17 protein-coding genes and 2 pseudogenes are annotated in these 22,497 nt (G+C 53.6%); 9 read left to right on the top strand and 10 right to left on the bottom strand.

From position 1 onward, the window contains the following. The first annotated feature begins 178 nt into the window (after positions 1-178). Together ACVBDQ_RS14555 and ACVBDQ_RS14550 are read left to right on the top strand one after the other, a co-directional pair. On the top strand, positions 179-709 hold the full coding sequence (locus ACVBDQ_RS14555) for a helix-turn-helix domain-containing protein (RefSeq protein WP_033024574.1): 531 nt from the start codon (positions 179-181) through the stop codon (positions 707-709). 20 nt (positions 710-729) lie between these two features. After that, complete coding sequence (locus ACVBDQ_RS14550) at positions 730-1,236, top strand: IS630 family transposase (RefSeq protein ID WP_241766359.1); 507 nt, start codon at positions 730-732, stop codon at positions 1,234-1,236. A 496-nt stretch (positions 1,237-1,732) separates the two neighbouring features. On the opposite strand, the pseudogene ACVBDQ_RS14545 reads toward ACVBDQ_RS14550, so the two are convergent. The 5 genes and pseudogenes from ACVBDQ_RS14545 to ACVBDQ_RS14525 form a co-directional block, all read right to left on the bottom strand. Next, a pseudogene (locus tag ACVBDQ_RS14545) lies at positions 1,733-2,140 on the bottom strand (DUF4351 domain-containing protein); the annotation flags it as partial. A gap of 49 nt (positions 2,141-2,189) precedes the next feature. Next, positions 2,190-3,410, bottom strand: coding sequence for a TIGR02679 family protein (locus ACVBDQ_RS14540; RefSeq protein ID WP_446663282.1), 1,221 nt, complete (start codon positions 3,408-3,410; stop codon positions 2,190-2,192). Then, a complete protein-coding gene (locus ACVBDQ_RS14535; protein ID WP_446663281.1) occupies positions 3,407-7,528 on the bottom strand; it encodes a TIGR02680 family protein in 4,122 nt (1,373 codons plus the stop codon). The genes ACVBDQ_RS14540 and ACVBDQ_RS14535 overlap by 4 nt, the downstream gene beginning before the upstream one ends. Further along, on the bottom strand, positions 7,488-8,684 hold the full coding sequence (locus ACVBDQ_RS14530) for a TIGR02678 family protein (RefSeq protein WP_014194803.1): 1,197 nt from the start codon (positions 8,682-8,684) through the stop codon (positions 7,488-7,490). The genes ACVBDQ_RS14535 and ACVBDQ_RS14530 overlap by 41 nt, the downstream gene beginning before the upstream one ends. Positions 8,685-8,686: 2 nt before the next feature. Then, the gene (locus tag ACVBDQ_RS14525) at positions 8,687-10,177 is read right to left on the bottom strand and encodes a TIGR02677 family protein (RefSeq protein WP_318538572.1); all 1,491 of its coding nucleotides are present in this window, start codon (positions 10,175-10,177) and stop codon (positions 8,687-8,689) included. 144 nt (positions 10,178-10,321) lie between these two features. On the opposite strand from ACVBDQ_RS14525, the gene ACVBDQ_RS14520 reads away from it, so the two are divergent. The 4 genes from ACVBDQ_RS14520 (at position 10,322) to ACVBDQ_RS14505 (ending at position 14,416) form a co-directional block, all read left to right on the top strand. Then, entirely contained in the window at positions 10,322-11,011 is a 690-nt protein-coding gene (locus tag ACVBDQ_RS14520) for a hypothetical protein (protein ID WP_069303979.1), read from the top strand. 474 nt (positions 11,012-11,485) lie between these two features. Next, a complete protein-coding gene (locus ACVBDQ_RS14515; protein ID WP_014194799.1) occupies positions 11,486-12,388 on the top strand; it encodes a glycine betaine ABC transporter substrate-binding protein in 903 nt (300 codons plus the stop codon). A gap of 16 nt (positions 12,389-12,404) precedes the next feature. Further along, positions 12,405-13,532, top strand: coding sequence for a betaine/proline/choline family ABC transporter ATP-binding protein (locus ACVBDQ_RS14510; protein ID WP_011229819.1), 1,128 nt, complete (start codon positions 12,405-12,407; stop codon positions 13,530-13,532). Between the two features lie 254 nt (positions 13,533-13,786). Then, positions 13,787-14,416, top strand: a complete 630-nt coding sequence (locus ACVBDQ_RS14505) for an ABC transporter permease (RefSeq protein WP_011229818.1) — start codon at positions 13,787-13,789, stop codon at positions 14,414-14,416. A gap of 224 nt (positions 14,417-14,640) precedes the next feature. Here ACVBDQ_RS14505 and ACVBDQ_RS14500 read toward each other — a convergent pair whose 3' ends face one another. From ACVBDQ_RS14500 to gatC, 4 genes are all read right to left on the bottom strand, one after another. Further along, the gene (locus tag ACVBDQ_RS14500; RefSeq protein ID WP_021322678.1) at positions 14,641-15,945 is read right to left on the bottom strand and encodes a homocysteine synthase; all 1,305 of its coding nucleotides are present in this window, start codon (positions 15,943-15,945) and stop codon (positions 14,641-14,643) included. Between the two features lie 175 nt (positions 15,946-16,120). Beyond that, complete coding sequence (gene gatB, locus ACVBDQ_RS14495) at positions 16,121-17,551, bottom strand: Asp-tRNA(Asn)/Glu-tRNA(Gln) amidotransferase subunit GatB (protein WP_446663280.1); 1,431 nt, start codon at positions 17,549-17,551, stop codon at positions 16,121-16,123. 13 nt (positions 17,552-17,564) lie between these two features. Further along, positions 17,565-19,022, bottom strand: a complete 1,458-nt coding sequence (gene gatA, locus ACVBDQ_RS14490) for an Asp-tRNA(Asn)/Glu-tRNA(Gln) amidotransferase subunit GatA (protein ID WP_021322679.1) — start codon at positions 19,020-19,022, stop codon at positions 17,565-17,567. A 12-nt stretch (positions 19,023-19,034) separates the two neighbouring features. Next, entirely contained in the window at positions 19,035-19,325 is a 291-nt protein-coding gene (gene gatC, locus ACVBDQ_RS14485) for an Asp-tRNA(Asn)/Glu-tRNA(Gln) amidotransferase subunit GatC (protein WP_014194780.1), read from the bottom strand. Between the two features lie 622 nt (positions 19,326-19,947). On the opposite strand from gatC, the gene ACVBDQ_RS14480 reads away from it, so the two are divergent. The 3 genes and pseudogenes from ACVBDQ_RS14480 to ACVBDQ_RS14470 form a co-directional block, all read left to right on the top strand. Next, entirely contained in the window at positions 19,948-20,496 is a 549-nt protein-coding gene (locus ACVBDQ_RS14480; protein ID WP_014194779.1) for a hypothetical protein, read from the top strand. A gap of 29 nt (positions 20,497-20,525) precedes the next feature. Then, a complete protein-coding gene (locus ACVBDQ_RS14475; RefSeq protein ID WP_014194778.1) occupies positions 20,526-21,302 on the top strand; it encodes a VOC family protein in 777 nt (258 codons plus the stop codon). A gap of 135 nt (positions 21,303-21,437) precedes the next feature. Continuing rightward, positions 21,438-21,728: pseudogene (locus tag ACVBDQ_RS14470) on the top strand (flavin monoamine oxidase family protein); the annotation flags it as partial. Between the two features lie 7 nt (positions 21,729-21,735). Here ACVBDQ_RS14470 and ACVBDQ_RS14465 read toward each other — a convergent pair. Next, positions 21,736-22,293: an LOG family protein gene (locus tag ACVBDQ_RS14465; RefSeq protein ID WP_011229787.1), complete on the bottom strand. Its 558-nt coding sequence runs from the start codon at positions 22,291-22,293 to the stop codon at positions 21,736-21,738. Positions 22,294-22,497: the final 204 nt, after the last annotated feature.

Genomic DNA, 22,497 nt, shown 5'->3' with positions numbered 1-22,497 from the left:
TTTTACAACTCCTAACCATTTTCGAAAATAAGCAAAATCTTATTTTTTATATTAACATTTATTAATTTTTACATAATTCTATATACATGCTCATTGAAAAGTTAACCTTCGCATAAGCGGTGCCCACTCTGGTTATACTGCTCCTAAGGAAAAGCATGGGAAAGGAGCGGAATTCTGCATGAAACGTCTCAAAATCACCAACGATCACGGATGGACACCTCGGACACTTCGCAAACAGGAACGGAAAATCAAAAACACCCTTCTTCGCCAACGTGTGATGGCCGTCCGCCTGGTCATGGAAGGCTATTTGGGCAAAGACGTGGCCTCCATGGTCAACGTGTGCCGCCAAACCGTTTCCCATTATGTGTCGCTGTTTAACGAAGGGGGCCTGGAACTCCTGCTTCATCGGGATTTTGCCCCTGGGCGAGAGCCGTTTCTCACCGAAGAACAGCAGGAAGAGATCAAACACCTTGTGTTGACCACGACACCCGCGGAGCTGGGCTGGGACATCGCTTCGGCGTGGAATACGAAGATCCTTCAATCCTATGTACACCACCATTATGGCATCTCCATGTCCCGCGAAGCCTTGCGAAAACTCTTGCATCGAAAAGGGCTTTCGTGGACCCGGCCGACTTACACGTTGGCGAAAGGAGATCCGGATCGGCAAAAACACTTCGAAAAACAAATGGATCTAATAAAAAAAACTTAATCGATCCAGATTCCGTCCTGTTGTACATCGATGAAACGCATATCCGATCGTATCATGTGTTGCGTACGACATGGTCAGAGGTTGGCCGTCAAAAGCAAGTGCCGACGTTCGGCCATCATGCTCACGTATCGCTGTTTGACGCCGTTAACGTCCATGATGGCGAAACAGTTCTTTATCAAGCAGGAGCGGCCAATGCGACAACGTTTTTGGATTTCCTGCGGGTTCTCAAAGAGCGTTACCCGGATCGTCTCATCGTCTTGGTGCTGGATAACGCCCGAATTCATCATGCCAAAACGGTGAGAGAGTTTTTGCGGGAAGAAGGACGGAGTTTTCACTTCATTTACCTTCCTCCGTATTCTCCGCAACTGAACCCGATCGAACGCTTGTGGAAATGGCTGAAAGACACTGTCATTGCCAATGTGTTTCACAAAGATCAAAACGATATCGCCCAAGCCATTGCCCGGTTTGTGGACTACATCCACGAACGCCCTAAGGAAGTGCTACAACGCCTAGGGTGTGCAGTGTAATCCAGAAGTTAACTTTTCAAGGTGCATCTATATAGCACCACGGGTAACACAAATATTTTGGTACACCGGCACAGGTCTCATCCCTTGTAGGTACGATAAAAACGCTGTTGTTATACGGCAGAAAACTGCCTTTTTTCGGTTTCAATCCCTCATAGGTGCGATAAAAACTGTCAACGTCTCGGAATTCCTTATCACTATTTCCAAGTTTCAATCCCTCATAGGTACGATAAAAACGGACGAAAATTTCTTGCCCGCGATACTCATGCAAGGTTTCAATCCCTCATAGGTACGATAAAAACCCCACACAATGCGCATAAAATCAAGCTTTTCCCCTTTTGGCTGTTTTCAGAATATCACGTTTCAAATATTCTGTCAATATCGTTCAGCCGTGTTGGCTGTAGGATTTTGGCGCAAAAGAACATTGTCGTCGATCCCCCGGGGTTTTGGCACGATTTGGGGTCGACGACAATGTGGGGCTTGACGGCGAAGGGCCGTCTCACCCCTTCATCCTTTCAATCTTCTCCATCGGCAGTCCGGTCAGTTCGTGGATCGTGTCGACATCGTATCCTTTCGCCAGCATTCTCTTCACCACGTCGAGCTTCCCTTCCTCGATCCCTTCTTGGCGTCCTTGCTTCAACCCTTGCTTCATCCCTTGCTTCATCCCTTGCTTTAACCCCTGTTCGATTCCTTGTTGGATTCCTTTTTCCAGTCCCCGCTGTTCGTATGAGACGATGAGCTCCATCACACGTTTCGCTTCCTTCGTTTCCATTTGGCTCACCTCGTGTCGCGGTTTTGCTTCCTCCTCTTCAGATAGCCGCAAATACGTCTCGAAAAAACCGAACAACAGCCGCTGTTTCGCTTCATCCAGCTCGAGACGGACGAGCATGCGCAAAAATTCCTTTTGGAGAAGGAGACCCGATCGCTCCGGGCTCCTTCTCTGGCTCGTGGATGGACTACCCGTTGATATCCTCTGTCAGCCTCCCGATAATTGCCTCTTGATACCCCGCTTTTTTCGTTTCCGCCATCTCCTCTTTCAGCGGCTGCAGCGGCGTCGACGTTACGGATGCGAGCTTGGCGAGGCGCTCGGGGGTGAGGTCGACGACAGGGTTGGCGGCCCTATAATCCTCGACGGAAAAGCGCCAAAGGGTGACGGCCTGTCCATACCGCTCCTGCAGCCGCTCTGCCATGGCCAATCCTTCTGGGTCGAAGTCGCCGGAGTAATACAGCTTGGCGCCTGAAGAGGTGAGAAGATCGAGCAGCTTCATCGTCGCCAAGTTCATTTGCCCGTTCGTGCTGACAAGCGGGGCGCGGGTGTCAAGCAGCGTCGAAAAGACGCCCGCGTTTTCGACGATGTACACCGTCCCCCCATGGGCAGGGCGGGCGCGGACAAGCGACAGCACATCTCTAAGCGGCATGTTCAGCGCCGTGTTCGCCTCCCAGGCAGCGGAGAAAACAGGATGCGGTCCGTCCTTGGTTTCAGCAAGAATGTTGGCGCATGTGACAAAGTTCAGGATATCCTCACGGAGCAAGCCGACGGACTGGAGCAACTCGTTGACGCTCTCTACAGATGCCATGTCCCAATCCCCGGGCACGGTCGCTTGCAACGCCGAAAGCAACAATCTCCCCGGTAGCGTGGACAAATCGAACGCATGCGGGTCGCCCGCCACTTGCTGGGCAAAGAGCGGGAGGCGCATGTATGACGGGAGCGGGAGGCGGCCGAGAGCCGCGCTGACAAGGCGGATGGCCTCCTCCAGGCTGCGGCGGTCGGTTTCGTACGCCGTTTGGACGAAGCGCTGAGGGCGGACCGACTCAACCCAATGATGCTCCTCGGTCAGACGCGCAAAAAAACGATCCCGTTCCTCTTCCTCCGCCTGGCGCCGTTCTTTGTTTGAGACAAGCGGGGCGCCGAAGTACTGTTCAAGCAGCTCGACAAGCCCAACGCCCGCAAACCTCGTCTGTCCGAGCTGTTTTTCAAACGCGATAAGGGAGACGCGGGAGACGTCTTTGCCGAAAAAGGCGGCCACCGCCTCCCGCTCTTCATCGGTGAACGCCTCTAAAGACACCGCGCCGCCGACGCGGCCGAGCGACTCGTACTTGTGCTTCATCTCGATAAACAGACGGCGGAAGCCCGGTTCAGAGCGGAAAAAGGCAGCCGCCTCCTTGGCCGTGCTCACGTCTCGATCGTCTCCCATTCTTTATCATTGACCATGAGCTGTTTGACGCGGCCGTTCCAACGGTAATGAATGACGGTGACAAACGACGCATTGCGCGGGCGGACGAGTTCGCAAATGGACAACGCGGGCACGGTGTCGTAGTCGCCCCAAAGCGCCTGCGAGTTCATGATGTAGTTAAAGCCGAGCTGTTCGACAAGTCCGAACAGGTTGCGGATGTTGTTTTCATCGACGCCGGCGAACGCCTCGTCGAGCGAAATGATGTACGGGGCATCATCGCCCGCTTCTTGGTAGCGCGAATACGCCGCGGCGAAAAGCGGAATGTACATCGCCATCGCCTTTTCCCCACCGCTGAATTGGTAAAAGCGGTGGTTCGTCAGCTCGCGTTTCGGCTCGTTTGTTTTTTCATAGTACAAAGTGAAGGAAAACCATTTCCGATAGTCGAGCACTTCTTTAATGATTTGATGGAGCGTGCTGCCTTGGCCGCGCTCTTCAAGCAATTCGCGGGCGCGGGCGATTTTCGAGCGGAAATGGTTCGTCACTCGCTGTAAATCTTCCTCTCTAAGCAGCCGCGGATCGAGCCGCAACAGGCGCACCAATTCTTTCGTATCGAGCTCCGCTTCCGTCTCCGCCGTTTTCGGCTTCCATTGAATGGACAGCACAAGCCCTGATGATGTGTCGAGGCCGCCCATCAGTTTATTCATATCATTCACCCACCGTTCGGCGCGCTGAATGCGGCTGCGCAAAATGCGGCCGACTGATTTTAAGATGACGTCCTCATACAGCTCGCGGTCTTGTTCTTTCATATACTCGTGCTGCAAGACGATGTCGCGCTCCACTTCCGCCAGCACCGCAAACGGCGTGGCGCGCTCGCCTTTGTAGTCGAGGTAAATGACGTGCCGTTCTTGTTTCTCCCGCCAGTCCGCGGCTTTCATGGCCATCTCATCGTCTGGGGCAGCGGCGGTCCATTCGGGCTTCGTTTGTTCTTCCAGCGGCTCGAAGGACGCCCGGTATTCGGTCAAGTTGGACGACTCTTGGAAAAAGACGGTGTTCAGCCGCGCCAGAAGCGAGGAACGCGTCTCTTTTAACACTGCTTCGTACCGTTGTTTCGCTTCTTTCGCCTGCTCCAGGAGGGAGCGGGAACGATCAAGATCCACAAGCCCAAGCGCCGCTTCACGGGCAAACGACTTTTCCCACATCGCGGCGAGCTCGCGGGCGAACGCTTCCCGCCGCGCCTCTTTTTCCCGTTCTTCGGCCAGGCGCATGAGCTGCTGTTCCGTGCGCGCCCGTTCGTTGACAAGGCGCGGAATTTCTTGGCGCAAAAACGCCAATCGTTCTTGGATGCGGGCGATTTCCGCGCGAATGTCATCCGCTCCCATTTGGGCGAGCGTCCGTTCCATCTCAACGATCTCCAAGGAGATCCGCTCTTTTTCATCCCGAATCCGATTTCGTTCGCCTTTCGCTTCGTCGATCTCCGTTTCCAGCGCCGCGAGCCGCTCGCGCTGTTGGGCGATCATGGCCTCGGTATGGCGCGTTTCGCGGTAAAGCACTTCGAGTTCGTGCAAATGGCGGACGTACGATTTCATGGCGAGCATGGCTTGTTCGCAGCCGTCCAAGGTGAAGGCTAAATCAAGCTCAGCCGATTCGTCACGAAGCTGCTGTTTGATTTGTTTCCATTCGCGCGCAAGGAGGGCGGCTTTTTCTTCTTGCCGCTTCCATTCCCGCTCTTTGCTTTCCGCTTGGCGGCGGGCTTCTTGCCCTTCCTCAAACGCGGTGCGCACATCGCGGTCCGATGGGAAGGACACAAACCAGTCGGCAAGCGCTTGGATGGCCGCTCCCACCGCCTGATGCTCACGACGTAGACGGTCGATCTCTTGTCCCACAGCGGCGATCTCGGCTTCCAGCGCCGCGATGTTCTCAAGCCGCCACCGCTCCCGCGCCGCACGGCCGATGAACATCGCCCGCGCTCTCCGCGGCGCATGGCCACGGACAAGGCCGAGCGAATAGCGTCCTGTTTCGTCGATCGTCATGCCGCCTTCTTGTTCCGCATCGGTGATCACGATGCTTCGGAGCACTTCGTCAATCCGCTCCGCCGACACAGGGGCATCCGCATCTGGGCGCAAATAATCGGCCAACGTATGCACCATATGAACCGGTTTCGGGATGAGCACACGGTCGCAGTCGACGTCGACATCGCGGGCCGCAATGAGGGCGTCAAGCAACCCAGCGTGCGAAAGCGCCGATTCGATCCGCTCGCGCACATCGTCAGGCACATCGTCGACAAATTCGACCGCGGCATAAAACGGGACAAACGGAATCCCTTCCCGTTCCAATGCCAAGCGGGCGGCTGTCGTTTGTTCATCCCGTTCGGGTTCAGGGTCGCGTTGTTCCCGCCATTGACGCAGTTCGGCCTCACGTTCTGCCCGTTTCTCTTCCAACAGACGGATGTCATGCTCGAGCCGCCATTTCTCATCCTTTTTCTTCCCGACGGCATCGTAATACGCTTGAACGAACGGGCGCTTCAGATCATCGAGCGAATACAGCTCATAGAGGGCGCCCATTTGTCGCAAAAACGCCTGAATGTCCGCTTCGGAAACGTCGATTCCTCCTTGCTCGACCCAGGCAAGCACGGCTTGTTCAAACCGCTCTTTCTCCTGCTCGAGCAGCTCTTCCCATTTCTGTTGCTGATGACGCCATTCGTCCATTTCCCGCCGCCGCTCGCCCGCTTCGGTGCTCGCTTCTTCATAGCGTCGTTTCACATCGTCATGCCTGCGCCAAAGGCGCGCCAACTCCTCGAGCTGCTCGATATGGCGGTCAGCTTCCTGTTTCCAAGCGGCAAACGAAAACTCTTGTTGCTTTTGGCGATGGCGGTGAAAATCGTCTTCGTTCGTTTCATGCAAAGAAAAGGCTCCTTCTTCCGCATCCGCTCGCAGCTGCGCCAACTCGTCTTCAAGTTTCCGTTCAAGGTCATCCAGCCGCGCTTCCGATTCATCGAGGCGGCGGCGATGTTGGCGTTCCAGCCGTTCTTTTTCCGCGATCGTCTGCTCGTGCCGCTCCCACCGCTCCTGCAGACGCTCCCTCTCCGATTTCAACTGTTCATACTTCTCCGCTTGCTGGAACACTTCGTGGCCAGCCAAGTCGATTTCGCGTGAACGCAGCACGTCTTCTTCACGGCGGAGGCGGGTGATGGACTCATCAAGCTCATCAAGCGTCTTTCGCGCCTGCTCTTCTTCATCGTGAAGGCGGTGTTGTGCAGCAGCGAGCTGTTCGGCTTGCTTGACCGCTTTTACGTATTCTGTCGCCTTTTCGGCGATCATATATTCGTTGTAAAGGCGGTATTGATCGCAAAGACGCTTCAACGCCCGCTCGTCGCGTTCGAGCTGCTCAAGCTGCTGCTTCGCCTGGTCCATGTTTTCGATCGTGTCCGATAAATGGCGGAGCTCGTCGTCGGTCAACGGAGGCAGCGAGCTTTCCAAAATTTCATAAATCACGGTCGGCTTAAAGTCTTTGGACAGCTTCGGGCTGCGCAGTTGAATGAGCAGCTCGATCAATTCTTGAAACGCCTCAAGCGATTCAAAGCGAAACACATGCTTATTGACGAGCTCCATATAGTCTTTTTGCGTCTCGACGACCGTCCCGCCCGCGCCGAGCGCTGTGGCCAGCTCCCGCTTGGTCAGCGGGATTTTTTCACCTGTTTTTTCTTGTTTATACAACTGAAGGTCATAGCCGATGCGGCGGTTGTCAAAGAGGACAAACCCCCAGAAATCGAGGCTTTTTTGCCGCTTCGCGCGCAGGCCGATGCCCGTTGTGACGTATTGGTCGGATTCTTTCCGTTTATATTCCAAAAACAAATACCCGGTCCGCTCATCGCGATTGACGACATCTTTTTCCCCAAGCAAGTAGTCTTCCATGCGCCGCGCCCGTGAACCGAACGGATCGAGGCGGTCGGGCGTCTTCTTGCCGTCAAGCAGCACCGGGATCAAGCTTTGCATCGTCACCGACTTGCCCGCCCCGTTGCTTCCCCGCAAGAGCAGCTTACCGTCAGCGAAATGAAAATACTGCTCGTCGTAATACCAAAAATTAATCAGCCCCGCACGATGAAGCACCCATGGATTCGCCATGTTCTCCTCCCTCTTTCGCGTCAAAATCATCCGGATACCGTCCCGACATCCGCCCGAGGAGGGGATAAAGGACGATCATTCCGGTGTCGTGCTCCACATCGGCCATGCGCCATTCGTTGAGCGCCGAAAGCACTTCGCGGACAAGCTCGGCAGCCGACATGTCGCGGTACGTTTTCCCCCACCCAGCCCCGTAGCGGCGCCGGCAATCGGCAAGCCAGGCGGAAAATTGTTCAGGCGTCAATCGTATGCGGCCGTATTCATCCGGCGGATATTCCCCAAGCCGCTCGCGCACCAAGGCGGCAAAATGAAGGATGACCTCCGACGTTCCTTTCTGATCAGGAAATACGGTGTACGGCGCCTGCCGTTCGGGAAGCGTCAACATGGCGGCGTTTTTGTACAATTCATACCGAAACGGCGTATGCGCTTCGATATCATCCCGCAGCCGATGGCGGAAGTTGCGCAAGTAGTAAAAGTCTTGCTCGTCCCCTTCCGTCCGGTGCACCGCCGGGGATAAAAACAGCTTTCGATACAGGCGATGGCGCCGATAATCTTGCGGTGATGCTTTCCACTCCTCGGCGAGCAATTCGTCGATCGATTCATATTGCAACAAATCTTTCGGATACGTGCGCATAAAATAACGAGCCAACACTGGCACTTCGTACAACGCCTCTTCCTCCACATGCTGGGCGAACGCCTCAATCTCCCCATCCATCCGGCGGACGAGTCCGATTTGTTCCGCCGTTTTCAACACGCGGATGAGCGCGCGCCGATGCGAATAGTTCGTCCAATCGACCGGTAGATCACCCGGGTACATGGCGCGGATTTCTTCACATACGTCAGAAAGCAAAAACTTTTCTTCCACTGCTTTTCCTTCCAAATACGCCATCAAACAGCAAAACAACGCATAGTCAAGCGGCTCTTGAAACGACTCGATGCCCATCCACGGCTCCGGTTCGGCGGGAATTTTCTCGAGCTTGGCAAAATAGCGGTGAACGATGAGCCGATAGCCAAACTTCTCCTCCACATACTTTTTCAACACATGTTCGCGCTCACGGACGAGCTGATACAAATCCGGCTCTTTGTCGCGAATGATCCAAAATTGTTCGAACAGCGCGGCGAGCGCCTCTTTCGCCTTGTCGTCAAACGCCGTTTCCATCCTCACTCACCTCGCGAAAGCACATGAATTTCGTAGTTCGGCATTACGAGTTCTCCATCTTCTGCGCGAAGGCAAATCGTCCCCTCTTTGTTCACCACGTTGACAACCCACCCGTTTTCCGTCTTCATTGCTTGCCCCTCGCGCCCCATCGCTTTGGCGATCCAGCCGAGCAGCGTTTTCCGTACGTATGGGGTCACCTCAGGAAGGTCGGCAAGCACGATTTTCCCGTCGGTCACAAATTGCTTCAGCTCGGCTTCCTCGCGCGCTTTTTCTTCCAAATAGCGAAGACGCGCTTCTTCTTTCTCCCGTTCTTTGTCTTCAATCGCCTGCGGCTTTTTCTTTTCCCCATAATGGCGGACGCGCGGTTTCGTCACCCACTCGGCTGGCGGCTCGTCCCATACGTCGCGGTATATGTTGTCTGTCGCCCCGAAATCGGCGACGAGATGTTTCGTATGGAAGCAACCGAACACGACCGCTGACAGGCAGTGCGCCTCTTCAATCGATTCAAGGCGGGAAAACCAACGGGCCAAATGCAAGTAGTCGCCTTTGCGGCTGCGAAAATGGTGATGCCGCTCGCCAAGCCGTTGCACGACGCGCGTCAGGCGGCGAATCGCCTCATTCGTCTGGTATTGCAAAAACGAAAGCTCGCTCTCGCGCCCATCGCGGCCTAAAAACCATTCGCACAGGCTGCGCCACGTCTCCCATTTTTCTTCAATCTGGACAGCGCGCGGCGGCAGCGCATCGGCAAAGCGAGGGATGGACCTCTCATAGTCGACGACATGCTCGATGAACTGCCGAACCCCGTCTTCCGGCAAGTCTTCAAGCAATTGCTCAATCTGTATCGACGTTTTTTGCAAGGCGACGATAAAATCGCGCAAATAAGCAGTAAACTGCTCTTTATAAACGAGAAACGACTCCGATGTCATCCGCTCTTCCAAATTTTCACCGTGCAAATAAGCGATATAGTCGGCGGAATTTTGGATGATTTTTTTGAAATAATCGAACGTCTCTTCCCATACTTGATGCATTTCATCCGGCTGCTCTTGAAAATCAGAGGCGATGATCGTTTCCATGCGAGAAAGAGAGGCATACAAACGGTCAAACCGCGTTCTCTCGAGCGACCCCCCAAATGAATCCCCAAGCTGCTCGAGCGTGCGGATCATCCGTTCGATTTCGACCGTGTACGGGCTGCATTGATAGCGGAACCGCTTTTTCTTAAACTCTTCAATCGTCCGCACGTGAGAAGTCTCTTGACGGGCGATCAAGTTGTTCCATTTGACGAGCTGGTCGAGGTCTTGCTGCAGCTCTTCCTCAGTGTAATCGGCAAACTCCTCGTGCTGCTTTAAAAAGGCGTACACTTCTTCCGGAAACAAATATTGCCGCATCCGCTCGTGCTGAATGTAGAAATAGCGCAAAATCGCCCGGTAGCGGTGCGCGTTTTCCGTCGATAAATATTTTGTTTCGACAATGGGCTTCAACCACGTGGCGTCCATCTCCGTCCACCTTTGCTTCGGTTTTTTCCTATGTTTATTGTAACGATTTTCTCCGCTCTTTTTCTAGCAAAAACCGTTTTCCTATTTTTTCTCGCCATCGGCGCGCGTTTTTTGTAAAATAGAGGGGAAAAGGAGGTGAAACGAATGGAAGCGTTGCTGCGGGAAATTTTGCATGAAGTGAAAGCGACGCGCACGGCGGTCGAGTCGCTCGAGCAGCGGGTTGGCGCCTTGGAGGGACAAGTGGCCAATCTCAATGAAAGAACGGGTGCCCTTGAAGTGCTGGCGGCCAACCTTAATGAACGAACGGGCGCTCTCGAAGCGCAAATGGCCCAGCTCAATGAGCGGACGAGCGCCCTTGAGCAACAATTCACTCAGCTGAACGAGCGGACAAGCAACCTCGAACACCAAGTCGCCCAACTGAGCGAACGCATGGGCACCGTCGAACACCAAGTCGCCCAACTGAACGAACGCATGGGCACCGTCGAACACCAAGTCGCCCAACTGAACGAACGCATGGGCACCGTCGAACACCAAGTCGCCCAACTGAACGAACAGACGAACACGCTTGCACGGCGAATCGACCTGCTTGATGAGCGCACGAACGAAACGAAGGCGATCGTTGAAGCGCTCCGCCATGGGCAAGAAGTGCTGACCGCCAAATACGAGGCGATGGCGCACGACCTTCATCATATGAAAGGCGACCTCACCCGTATCACATCCATCCTTGAAGACAAAGTGCTGCCTGCCCTCGCCGAACATGAAGCGGGACTCTCTGTTTTAAACGCCCGCGTCTTCAAAACGGAAAGCGCCCTTCATCGCCTTGTTTATGCGTAACACGTTCCCCACAGAGAAATGTTCAACACCTATTCCCTTTTCACTAGGCAGCCGTGAGCTGCCTTTTTTGTTCGAGTGTTTATCGATTAGCCTTCACCTTGACCATTTGCCAAGGCGCCGGCCTTCTCGCGGCAAGTGGTAGCATCACCCCGCACTCTCGATGAACGGCGCGGGTCATGCCTGGCTGGCGCATCGATGGATGAACACGAGGCTTATGCAAACATCTCGAATTCGGAGCATCTAGGAGGATTCGCAAGCATTCCCGAGCATTTTTCAGGATCAAGGAGGAGAGAACGCTCATCGCCGCGAGAGCAAGCGAGAAGCAAACATATCGGCCGATACCAAATTTGCCAGCCGCACCCAAATTACGGTATCCTTTGTTTGTGACGCTTTTTCACCTCCCTCTGCGTCCTTTTGCTGCTTTTTTTATCCCCGTTCATTTGTATGATATCAGCTGAAAAAGAAGGAGGAATTGTGTTGCGAAAATGGATGATGACTTTGCTCGCTGTCGGGCTTGTATTTGGACTAGCGGCCTGCAGCGGAACGAGTGATGCGAAAGGAAAAATTGTTATCAGTGGGAAGAAGTTTACCGAGCAAGTTATTTTGACGCATTTACTGGCGGAGTATGTGAAGGCCAACACCGATTTGGACGTGGAAGTGAAGGACAGTCTAGGCGGCGCGTTTATGCTCCAGCAGGCCATTGAAAATGGCGATGTCGACATGTATGTCGAGTACACGGGGACAGGGTATTTGAACATTTTAAAACAGCCGTACGATCCTAAAAAGACGCCCGAACAAATTTACAACGAAACAAAGAAATTATATAAGGAAAAATACAACATCGCTTGGCTCAAACCACTCGGGTTTAACAACACCTACGCCTTGGCCATGCGCAGAGACCTCGCGGAAAAGCTCGGGGTGAAAACGTACTCCGATTTGGCGAAACATTCGTCTTCCCTCACCTTTGGGTCAGACGCCGAGTTTTTTGAGCGAAGCGACGGCTATGACGGGCTTGTTGATACGTACGGGTTTCAGTTCAAGAAAAAAGTGACGATCGACCCAGACTTGCAATACGAAGCAGCGAAAAATGGAGAGATTGACGTCATCACCGCCTACACGACCGATGCCCGGATAAAAAAATATGATTTGGTCGTATTGAAAGATGACAAACAGTACTTCCCGCCGTACCACGCCGTGCCGATCATCCGCCAGGAAGTGTTGGATGCCAACCCGGATCTCGAAGAAAAACTGAACAAGTTGGCCAACATTTTGACCGATGAAAAAATGATGGAACTAAACGGCGAAGTGAACTTGGAAGGAAAACGGCCGCGTGAAGTGGCGATTGACTTCTTAAAAGCGGAAGGACTGATCGACTAGAAAGCGAGGAATTTGGATGATTCGATTTGAAAACGTCACGAAACAGTATGAGGACGGCTTTGTCGCCTTAAAAAATATCAATCTTGAAATTCGCAAAGGCGAGCTTGTCGCCCTCATCGGGCCGAGCGGCTGCGGGAAAACGACGACAATGCGGATGATCAACCGCTTGATCGAGCCGACATCAGGCAAAGTGTACATCGATGGGCAAGACATTTCCCAGCTTGACCCGGTTGAGCTGCGGCGCAACATCGGCTACGTCATCCAGCAAATCGGGCTGTTTCCGCATATGACGATCGCAGAAAACATCGCACTTGTGCCGAAACTAAAAAAGTGGGAAAAACACGCCTATGAAAAACGGGTTGACGAATTGCTTGAGCTCGTCGGATTGGATCCAGCGACATTCAAGCATCGCTATCCGTCGGAGCTCAGCGGCGGGCAACAGCAGCGCGTCGGCGTCGTTCGCGCGTTGGCCGCAGAACCGGATATCATTTTGATGGATGAGCCGTTCAGCGCTCTTGACCCGATCAGCCGCGAACAGCTGCAAGATGACATCGTCCGCTTGCAAGAGGAGATTCACAAAACGATCGTCTTTGTCACCCATGATATGGATGAAGCCATTAAAATCGCCGATCGGATTGCGCTCATGAAAGACGGGGAAATCGTCCAGTTTGCGACGCCGGACCAAATGCTTCGGCGGCCGGCGAACTCCTTTGTCCGCGAGTTTATTGGTGAAGACCGGCTGCGGATCCGCCATACGGCCGTGCCGACGGCGGAGGATTTAATGTCGGCTGACGTCGCGACGATCTCGCCGCGGCGCGGCTTGGCCGAAGCGTTCCGATTGATGAAAGCGAAAAAGGTCGACAGTTTGGTCGTCGTCGATAAAAAGCAGGTCTTTCTCGGCATCGTCACCTTAAAACAAATCGAACAGCGCTACCAAGAAGAACATTTATTAGTCGCCGACATCGCCGACTACGATGTGACGACGTTGTCGAAAGAAGCGGACGTCACCAACGTCGCCGCCCTGTTCCAAGACCCGGATGTGCGCATCATTCCGGTGTTGGACGGCGACCGGCTCGTCGGCGGGATCACGCGCTCGAGCATGATGCGCGCACTCGCGGAGTGGACGTTCCAGCAACATGCCTAATGCCAACGAAGACGGGCGAATGGGGGCTTGAAAAAACGATGCCGCCCCGTTTCTTGTCATCTAGCCAGAAACGTTGCCGCGGCCGTCGCCCCGCCTGAATCACACGTCTCATTTTGAAAAGACAAGGCCGCTCCAAGCGGGCTTGCCGATGGGATTCGTTCCGCTAGTGAACCAAAACCTTTTCAAGTTTTCGGTCTCAGCCCATGACCAAGCGGCAGCCACCCGCTGCCGCTTTTCCGCCAAGGAGGGATACGATGGAATTATTGCAGACGTTTATCGAACGAAAGAATGATATTTGGATCGCCTTTCAAGAACATGTGCTCTTATCCGCCATCGCTATGAGCATTGCGATCGTCATAGCCGTGCCGCTCGGTGTGGTGTTGACGCGGTATCGCAAACTCGCCGAGCCGATTATCGGCATTGCCGCCATCATCCAAACGATTCCGAGCTTGGCGTTGCTTGGGTTTATGCTGCCGATTTTCGGCATCGGCAAACTGCCGGCGATTATCGCCTTGACGCTTTATGCCCTATTGCCGATTTTGCGTAACACGTACACGGGCATTCTCGGCGTTGACCCGACGCTCGTTGACGCCGGACGAGGGATGGGGATGACATCGCGGCAAATTTTATGGATGGTCGAGCTTCCCCTCTCGCTTCCCGTCATTATGGCCGGCGTGCGCACCGCGACGGTGCTGACGATCGGCGTCGCCGCCTTAGCGACGTTTATCGGCGCCGGCGGGCTTGGCGACTTGATCGACCGCGGTCTGCGCATCGCCGACAAAAACTTAATTTTAGCCGGCGCCATCCCAGCCGCCATGTTGGCGATTGTGTTTGACTGGCTGCTGCGCAAAGTGGAAAAGAAAGTGACGCCCAAGGGGCTGTAATCAGCCCTTTGGCGCCACCCCAACAAGAATTCGAACACCGCGTCCCTGCCCTTCCACCTCGGAACGGCCGGAACAGGCTGGCGTCAATACTAATGAGTCTCTCCCTCAGATCATGCGAATAGGGAACGCATATTCGAATAAAGAACCATCGTCAAGCGTTTTCCGTATAGAACTCCCCGCACTTTGAAAGCCACCCGCTCGCCGGGTGACTTCGTCCTTCCTAACTATTTCACCCCCACCGTCTGACTCTGGCGAATGGCTTGGCGCAAGTCGTCCAAAATATCGTCGATCGCTTCTGTGCCGACGGACAGACGCACAAGGCCTGGGGTGACGCCGGCGGACAGCTGTTCTTCCGGGGTCAGCTGCTCGTGCGTCGTGCTGGCTGGGTGGATGATGAGCGATTTCGAATCACCGATGTTGGCCAAATGCGAGAACAGCTTCACCGAGTCGATCAATTTTTTCCCGGCTTCGACGCCGCCTTTGATTTCAAACGTAACGATCGCACCTTGCCCGTTTGGCAAATACTTTTTCGCGAGTTCATGTGACGGATGGCTCGGAAGCCCTGGATAGCTGACGGATTCGACGGCTTCTTCCTCTTCCAAAAACTTAGCAACAGCGAGCGCATTTTCGCTATGACGCTGCATCCGTAAATGAAGCGTCTCTAATCCTTGCAAAAGCAAAAACGCATTAAACGGCGACAGCGCTGCCCCTAAGTCGCGCAAGAGCTGGATGCGCGCTTTCGTGATGTACGCCGCTTCGCCGACGGCGTCCACATACACCAAACCGTGGTAGCTTGGGTCTGGCTCGGTGAACTCCGGAAACTTGCCGCTCCCTTTCCAGTCAAACTTGCCGCTGTCCACAATCACACCGCCGATCGAATTGCCGTGCCCGCCGATGAACTTCGTCGCTGAGTGGACGACGATATCGGCGCCGAATTCAATCGGCCGCAATAAGTATGGACTGGCCACCGTGTTGTCGACAATGAGCGGAATGGCGTGGCGATGGGCGATGTCGGCCACCGTTTCGATGTCGAGCACATCGTTTTTCGGGTTGCCGATCGTTTCCGCAAACAAGGCTTTCGTTTTGTCGGTGATCGCCCGCTCAAAGTTTTCCGGATCGGACGGATCGACAAACTTCACCGTAATGCCAAACTTGCGCAGCGTATGGGCGAACAAGTTGTACGTGCCGCCGTAAATGGACGAGGACGAGACGATTTCATCGCCCGCCGAGGCGATGTTGATGATCGAATAAAACACCGCCGCCTGCCCTGATGAGAGCGCAAGCGCCCCGATCCCGCCTTCAAGCGCCGCGATCCGTTTTTCAAGCACATCGTTCGTTGGGTTCATAATGCGCGTATAAATAAAACCTTCCTCTTTCAAACCAAACAAATTGGCCGCATGCTCGCTGTCGCGGAACACATATGAACTTGTTTGGTAAATCGGCACCGCCCGCGCGCCCGTTTCCGCATCCGGTTTTTGCCCGGCGTGGATGGCGAGCGTCTCCGGGCGGAAGGTTTGTTCATTGCTCATCGTTTCCTCTCCCCTCTTTGACCCTTCGAGATTTCATATCCTACTAAATCAATTGGTTTTTTCTTATAAAAAATCTATCATTCGATCACAACGTTTGTCAATTGTATTTTTTTAATAGTGCAAAAATTTTTATTGAAAACAGAGCCTGCCGGTGGGCAGGCCTCCTATTGTTTCATTATCGTTTTCCAATTTCCTCTACTAACAGCTTATTGACAAGCGGCGGATTCGCTTGTCCTTTCGTCGCTTTCATCACTTGGCCGACGAGGAAGCCAAGCGCGCGGTCTTTGCCGTTTTTATAGTCTTCGACCGACTGCGGGTTGGCGTCGAGCACTTCGAGCACGATTTTGCGCAGCGCTCCTTCGTCGGAAATTTGCACGAGCCCTTTTTCTTTGACGATTTTCTCTGGATCGCCGCCGTGTTCGACGAGTTCTTTGAACACTTTTTTGGCGATTTTCGACGAAATCGTGCCGTTTTGGATGAGTTTGATCATTCCAGCCAAGCTTTCCGGCGTCAAGGCGATGTCATGGAGCTCTTTTTGCTCGGCGTTTAAGTACCCGGATACTTCGACCATGAGCCAGTTCGACGCCAGTTTCGGATCGGCGCCGTTTGCGACGGTCGCTTCAAAGAAGTCGGCCATTTCTTTTGTCAGTGTGAGCACTTTGGCGTCATACTCCGGCAAGCCCCACTCTTCGACATACCGCTTCCGGCGGGCGTCCGGCAGCTCCGGAATCGAGGCGCGGACGCGCTCTTTCCATTCGTCGTCAATATAGAGCATCACCAAGTCCGGCTCTGGGAAGTAGCGGTAGTCTTCCGAACCTTCTTTGACGCGCATCAAAACGGTCGTTTTCGTCGCTTCATCAAAGCGCCGCGTTTCTTGACGGATGACGCCGCCCGAGAGCAAAATTTTCTCCTGCCGCTTCGCTTCGTATTCCAACCCCATGCGGACGAAGTTGAACGAGTTGAGGTTTTTCAATTCCGTTTTTGTACCGAACTTGTCCGAACCGAGCGGGCGAAGCGAAATATTGGCGTCGCAGCGAAGCGACCCTTCTTCCATTTTGCAGTCGGAAACGCCGGTATATTGGATGATCGCTTTTAATTTTTCCAAGTAGGCGTACGCTTCTTCCGGCGAGCGGATGTCTGGCTCGGAGACGATCTCAATGAGCGGCGTCCCTTGACGGTTAAAATCCACGAGCGAATAGCCGTCGCCCGTATGCGTCAGCTTGCCGGCGTCTTCTTCGAGATGGATGCGGGTGATGCCGATTTTTTTCTTTTTTCCGTTTACTTCAATTTCAATCCAGCCATTTCGGCCAAGCGGCTGATCGTATTGCGAAATTTGGTACGCTTTCGGGTTGTCCGGATAAAAGTAGTTTTTGCGGTCGAATTTCGTCTCGATCGCGATTTCGCAGTTTAACGCCATCGCCGCTTTCATCGCAAACTCGACCGCCTGTCGGTTCAACACCGGCAGCACGCCTGGATACCCTAAGTCAATGACGTTCGTTTGCGTGTTCGGGGGCGCGCCGAACGCGTTCGGGCTGCTGGAGAAAATTTTCGATTTCGTTTTCAGCTCGACGTGCACCTCAAGTCCGATGACCGTTTCAAAGTTCATCACCTAACCCCCCTTACAACACCGGTTTTTGCTTATGGTAGTCGGTCGCTTGTTCAAAAGCGTGGGCGACGCGGTAGACGGTGCTTTCATCAAAGTGCTTGCCGATAATTTGCAAGCCGACCGGCAAGCCATCGACAAAGCCGCACGGCACGGAAATCGCCGGTACACCCGCAAGGTTGACTGGAATCGTTAAAATGTCGTTCATGTACATCGTCAGCGGATCACTCGTTTTCTCGCCGATTTTAAACGCCGGCGTCGGCGTTGTCGGGCCGATGATGACGTCATATCGTTCAAATACGTTTTCGAAGTCGCGCTTGATCAACGTCCGAACTTTTTGCGCTTTTTTGTAATACGCATCGTAATAGCCCGAGCTTAACGCGAACGTCCCGAGCATAATGCGGCGCTTGACCTCCGCCCCAAACCCTTCGCTTCGCGTCAGTTTATACATATCGATCAAGTTTTTCGCGTTGTCCGTCCGATAACCGTAGCGGACGCCGTCAAAGCGAGCCAAGTTCGCTGATGCCTCGGACGAAGCGAGCAAATAGTACGTCGCCAAGGCGTATTTTGAATGCGGCAGCGACACTTCTTCCCACGCCGCGCCAAGCTTCTCAAGCACGACAAGCGCCGCAAGCACTGACTGGCGCACGCCTTCATCGACGCCTTCACCTAAATATTCTTTCGGCACAGCGATTTTCAACCCTTTGATATCGCCCGTTAACGCCTCCACATAGTTCGGCACTGGAATGTTCGCTGAAGTCGAATCCATCGGGTCGACGCCCGCGATCGCTTGCAATACATACGCGTTGTCTTCGACCGTGCGCGTAATCGGGCCGATTTGGTCCAGCGACGACGCAAACGCAACAAGCCCGAAGCGCGAGACGCGTCCGTACGTCGGTTTCAACCCGACGACCCCGCAAAACGCCGCCGGCTGGCGGATCGAACCGCCCGTATCCGAGCCGAGCGCAAACGGCACTTCGCCGGCCGCCACCGCTGCCGCCGAACCGCCGCTTGAGCCGCCCGGAACGCGCTCTAAGTCCCACGGGTTGCGCGTCAGCTGAAACCCGGAGTTTTCCGTCGACGAGCCCATGGCGAACTCGTCCATGTTCAACTTCCCGATCGTGATCGTCCCTGCGGCATTCAACCGCTCCATGACAGTGGCGTCGTAAATCGGGTCAAAGTTGTACAAAATTTTGCTGGCGCATGTCGTACGCAGCCCTTTTGTGACGATGTTGTCTTTAATGCCGATCGGCAAGCCGAACAGCGGGTTCGTTTCTTCGCCTTTGGCGAGCTGGTTATCCAACTCTTTCGCTTTCGCCCGCGCCTGTTCTTCATTTAATGTTAAAAACGCTTGCACTTTCTCTTCCACTTCATCGATGCGGCGGTACGATTCGTCGACTAAATCGGAAATCGACACTTCTTTTTTCTTCAGCAACGTATGTAATTCTGACACGGAATGGTCAAAAAGCGACATAAATCCCCCTCCTTACTCTAAAATGGCCGGCACACGGAACTGGCCGTCTTGCTGATCTGGCGCGTTTTTCAACACTTCTTCGCGCGGCAGCCCCGGTTCTGGAATATCCTCGCGCATCACGTTTCTCATATCAAGCACGTGCGAAGTCGGCGGAACGTTCTCCGTATCCAATTCATTCAGCTGCTCAGCAAACGTAATAATCGCATCGAGCTGTTTCGTAAACATCTCGGCCTCTTCATCCGTAATCGCCAACCGCGCCAAATCGGCGACATGTTTCACTTGGTCAATGGAAATTCGCGACATAGTTTCACCTCCAACGAGTTCGACCTATCACAATACCATGATGATACCAAACTTTTATCCAATGAAGCAACCGTTGCCACGTGTTCTGGGCGAGAATCAATCTATATATTCACGATGCAAATGAATACAACGTTCCATAACATCTCCCAATAGCGAAGGCAGGCGTGAAACCGGGGGGATTTGATGTTTGATGTAGGAATATTTCGTTTTCCTGAACAGCGCACGATGGGATGGCACACGCATGAGTAAACGGTTGATGGGAGGAAAAGGACGAGCTCCTATTTTAGACACAGGAAGGAATCGCTCGTGACGCCTTTTTTTATTCAAAGAAATACGATAAAATGAAAGCACAAGGAGGGAAATTGCATGTCGCTGCCAAATCAAAATCATCCATGGACATATGCAGATTACGTAATCTTCATCGCATTGCCAAAAGTATTCGCTTCCATGGGAGAACCCTCCTGACAAAAATCGGGAGGATTTTTTTGCACCGATATGGAATAAATCCTTGACAAACAAGGAATGTGAAGGAGTTTGTCCGCCATGGATGTTCAAATTTTCTTGATTGACAATCCCGAACATATGTACTATAATGGCTGTAACGGACGAAAAAGGGGGAATCATGACGATGAGTGACGCTTTGCTCGCCCAAGTGCTCGACCGCTTGAACGCGATGGACGGCACGCTCCGCCTGCTTGTCGAAGGGCAAGAGCGGCTCGAGCGTGAACAAATCGCCATTCGCCAGGAACAAGAAGAAATCCGAAAAGAACAACAAGAAATTCGGAGAGAACAACAAGAAATCCGAAAAGAACAACAAGAGATTCGAAAAGAGCAGCAGGAAATCCGCCTGGAACAACAGCGTCTGCGTCAAGAACAAGATTCGCTTCGCGCTGGGCAAACGGAATTGAACGGCATCGTAGCTGCTCTCCTCCACCGCCAAGACGAAACAGACGCCAAACTGGAAGCTCTCGCCGCCGACGTCCACCAGCTTCACCAGGAATTTGCCTCATTGAAACAAACGGTGGACCGCCTCGAACAAAAAATAGACTCCCGTTACGAACAATTGACTGCCCAAATCGAAGACATCAAGCTGGACTTGAATTTTATCGCCCACCGCACCGTCGACAACGAACGAATCATTTACAAGCTGAAAGAAATGTTGTTCCGCTGATCGATTCCATCTAGGAGGAGGTCGCCGCCATGAATGTCGCGTTTGACCATCTCGTCCACTTAACCGAACGACCGGAGCAAGCGAAAACGGCGTTTGAACAATGGGGGTTTACAGCCATCCACGGCGGCCGCCATCCGTCATGGGGAACGTACAACGCCTTATGTTACTTTGAGCATTTGCGCTACATTGAATGGATCGGCATTGCTGATAGACAGACGGCGAGAACGTGCGGAAATCCGCTCATCGCCCAGCTTGTCGCCGACCGCCAAGAAGGAAACGGCTTCTCCCAATTTGCCTTCCGCACGAACAACATCGAAGCGGTGGCGGCACATCTCAAACGAAACGGGTTTACCCCAATCGGTCCGCTCCCCGGCAGCCGCGAGCGCGATGACGGCAAGCGGCTGACATGGTCGATGCTGTTTATCGAAGACGACACAGACGGTGCATTTCGCTATCCGTTTTTCATCCAATGGGGCGACGGCGATGACGTGCGGATGAACGAGCTGGCGCCGCTCATGAGACACCCGATTGGCTCTGTTTCGCTGTCGTCAATTAGCATCTACACCCTCGGTCTCCAGCGGGCAGTCAACGGCTACCGCCGGCTGTTTGACTTGCCCAAACCCGATGTCGGGCGCGATGAGGCGGGAGCGTATGCGAAGCTCGCTGTCGGCGGCATTGCGATTCGGTTCTATGAGGCTGACCGACGTCATCCATCAACGCGCCCGTTTTCGTGCCGGATTGTGGGGGTGCAGGAACAGCGCTCCATCGAAATCGATGGCGCGACGTATATCGTTTCCAGGCCGTGACGGGCATTCCTATTCTCACATACTCCCCTTTGCCGCGGAATAAGATGGAATAACCGCACCTTCATCCTCGCGCGGTGAAAACGGCAAAGGGGGAGTCCAACCGTGTCCCACCCGTATGTTTCTCCAAAACTCTCAATGGAAACGATGATCTCGATTATTCGCCACGGCTTAAAGAAAACGACGGCGCCTCAACATATCGTCATCATCGGCGCCGGAATGGCCGGACTTGTCGCAGCGTCATTGCTGAAGCAGGCGGGTCATCGCGTCACCATCTTAGAAGCATCCGAGCGGGTCGGCGGCCGCATCTACACGCTCCGCTCCCACTTTCGCGACGACCAGTATCTCGAAGCCGGCGCGATGCGCATTCCTCACACCCATGCTTTGACGCTGGAATACATCCAAAAATTCAACTTGCCGCTTCACCCGTCCACGGTCAAGAGTGGCGGCGACGGCAAAATGTGTTCATCTGTCCATACAGCGTCGGAACGTCTTCGGCGCTGACAATCAGCTCAAGGTCTTCCGGCGCGGCGAATCCGCTGTCAACTGTATGCCGAAGCAAATGAAGAAGAGGATCGAAAAACCCTTCCACGTTAAGCAGGCCAATCGGTTTTTGGTGGAGGCCGACGCGCGACCACGAGAGCACTTCAAACAGCTCCTCGTACGTTCCATAACCCCCTGGCATGGCGATAAATCCGTCGGCCGCCTCGTACATTTTCGCTTTGCGGGTGTGCATTGTATCGACGACCAACAGTTCGCTCAACCGATTATGCGCCACTTCCCGGTCCTTCAAAAATTGCGGAATGATCCCAACCACGCGCCCTTGATGACGGAGCGCCGCCTCAGCAACCTCTCCCATCAAGCCCCGTGTCCCTCCGCCGTAAATGAGCGTAATGCCGCTTCGGGCTAAAAACGTTCCGAGCGCTTTCGCCGCTTCCTTGTATTTTACGCTTTGTCCATAACTTGATCCGCAAAACACACAGATGGCTTTCATGATCGCGACACACCTTTACTCGCATCTAGGTCTTCATTATTTTATCTTAATTAGGCGAGAAGACTCCCACTTCAACAAAGCGAAGCGGAGTAAGTGGGAGATGAATCGCCTTAACTATATTTTGCTGAAAATAGGATAGATTCAGTAAAATATAGTATAATATAGTTAGATGGGAGGTGAAAAAATGTATTTTTGTATCAAACA

The organism is Geobacillus sp. CCR, from assembly GCF_052906625.1.
This window is presented reverse-complemented; position numbering and strand designations above follow the sequence as displayed.

Coding starts and splice junctions, on each gene's coding strand:
- ACVBDQ_RS14555 (WP_033024574.1), top strand. CDS start 179: ATGAAACGTCTCAAAATCACCAACGATCACGGATGGACACCTCGGACA.
- ACVBDQ_RS14535 (WP_446663281.1), bottom strand. CDS start 7,528: ATGGCGAATCCATGGGTGCTTCATCGTGCGGGGCTGATTAATTTTTGG.
- ACVBDQ_RS14530 (WP_014194803.1), bottom strand. CDS start 8,684: ATGGAAACGGCGTTTGACGACAAGGCGAAAGAGGCGCTCGCCGCGCTG.
- ACVBDQ_RS14525 (WP_318538572.1), bottom strand. CDS start 10,177: ATGGACGCCACGTGGTTGAAGCCCATTGTCGAAACAAAATATTTATCG.
- ACVBDQ_RS14520 (WP_069303979.1), top strand. CDS start 10,322: ATGGAAGCGTTGCTGCGGGAAATTTTGCATGAAGTGAAAGCGACGCGC.
- ACVBDQ_RS14510 (WP_011229819.1), top strand. CDS start 12,405: ATGATTCGATTTGAAAACGTCACGAAACAGTATGAGGACGGCTTTGTC.
- ACVBDQ_RS14505 (WP_011229818.1), top strand. CDS start 13,787: ATGGAATTATTGCAGACGTTTATCGAACGAAAGAATGATATTTGGATC.
- ACVBDQ_RS14500 (WP_021322678.1), bottom strand. CDS start 15,945: ATGAGCAATGAACAAACCTTCCGCCCGGAGACGCTCGCCATCCACGCC.
- gatB (WP_446663280.1), bottom strand. CDS start 17,551: ATGAACTTTGAAACGGTCATCGGACTTGAGGTGCACGTCGAGCTGAAA.
- gatA (WP_021322679.1), bottom strand. CDS start 19,022: ATGTCGCTTTTTGACCATTCCGTGTCAGAATTACATACGTTGCTGAAG.
- gatC (WP_014194780.1), bottom strand. CDS start 19,325: ATGTCGCGAATTTCCATTGACCAAGTGAAACATGTCGCCGATTTGGCG.
- ACVBDQ_RS14480 (WP_014194779.1), top strand. CDS start 19,948: ATGACGATGAGTGACGCTTTGCTCGCCCAAGTGCTCGACCGCTTGAAC.
- ACVBDQ_RS14475 (WP_014194778.1), top strand. CDS start 20,526: ATGAATGTCGCGTTTGACCATCTCGTCCACTTAACCGAACGACCGGAG.
- ACVBDQ_RS14465 (WP_011229787.1), bottom strand. CDS start 22,293: ATGAAAGCCATCTGTGTGTTTTGCGGATCAAGTTATGGACAAAGCGTA.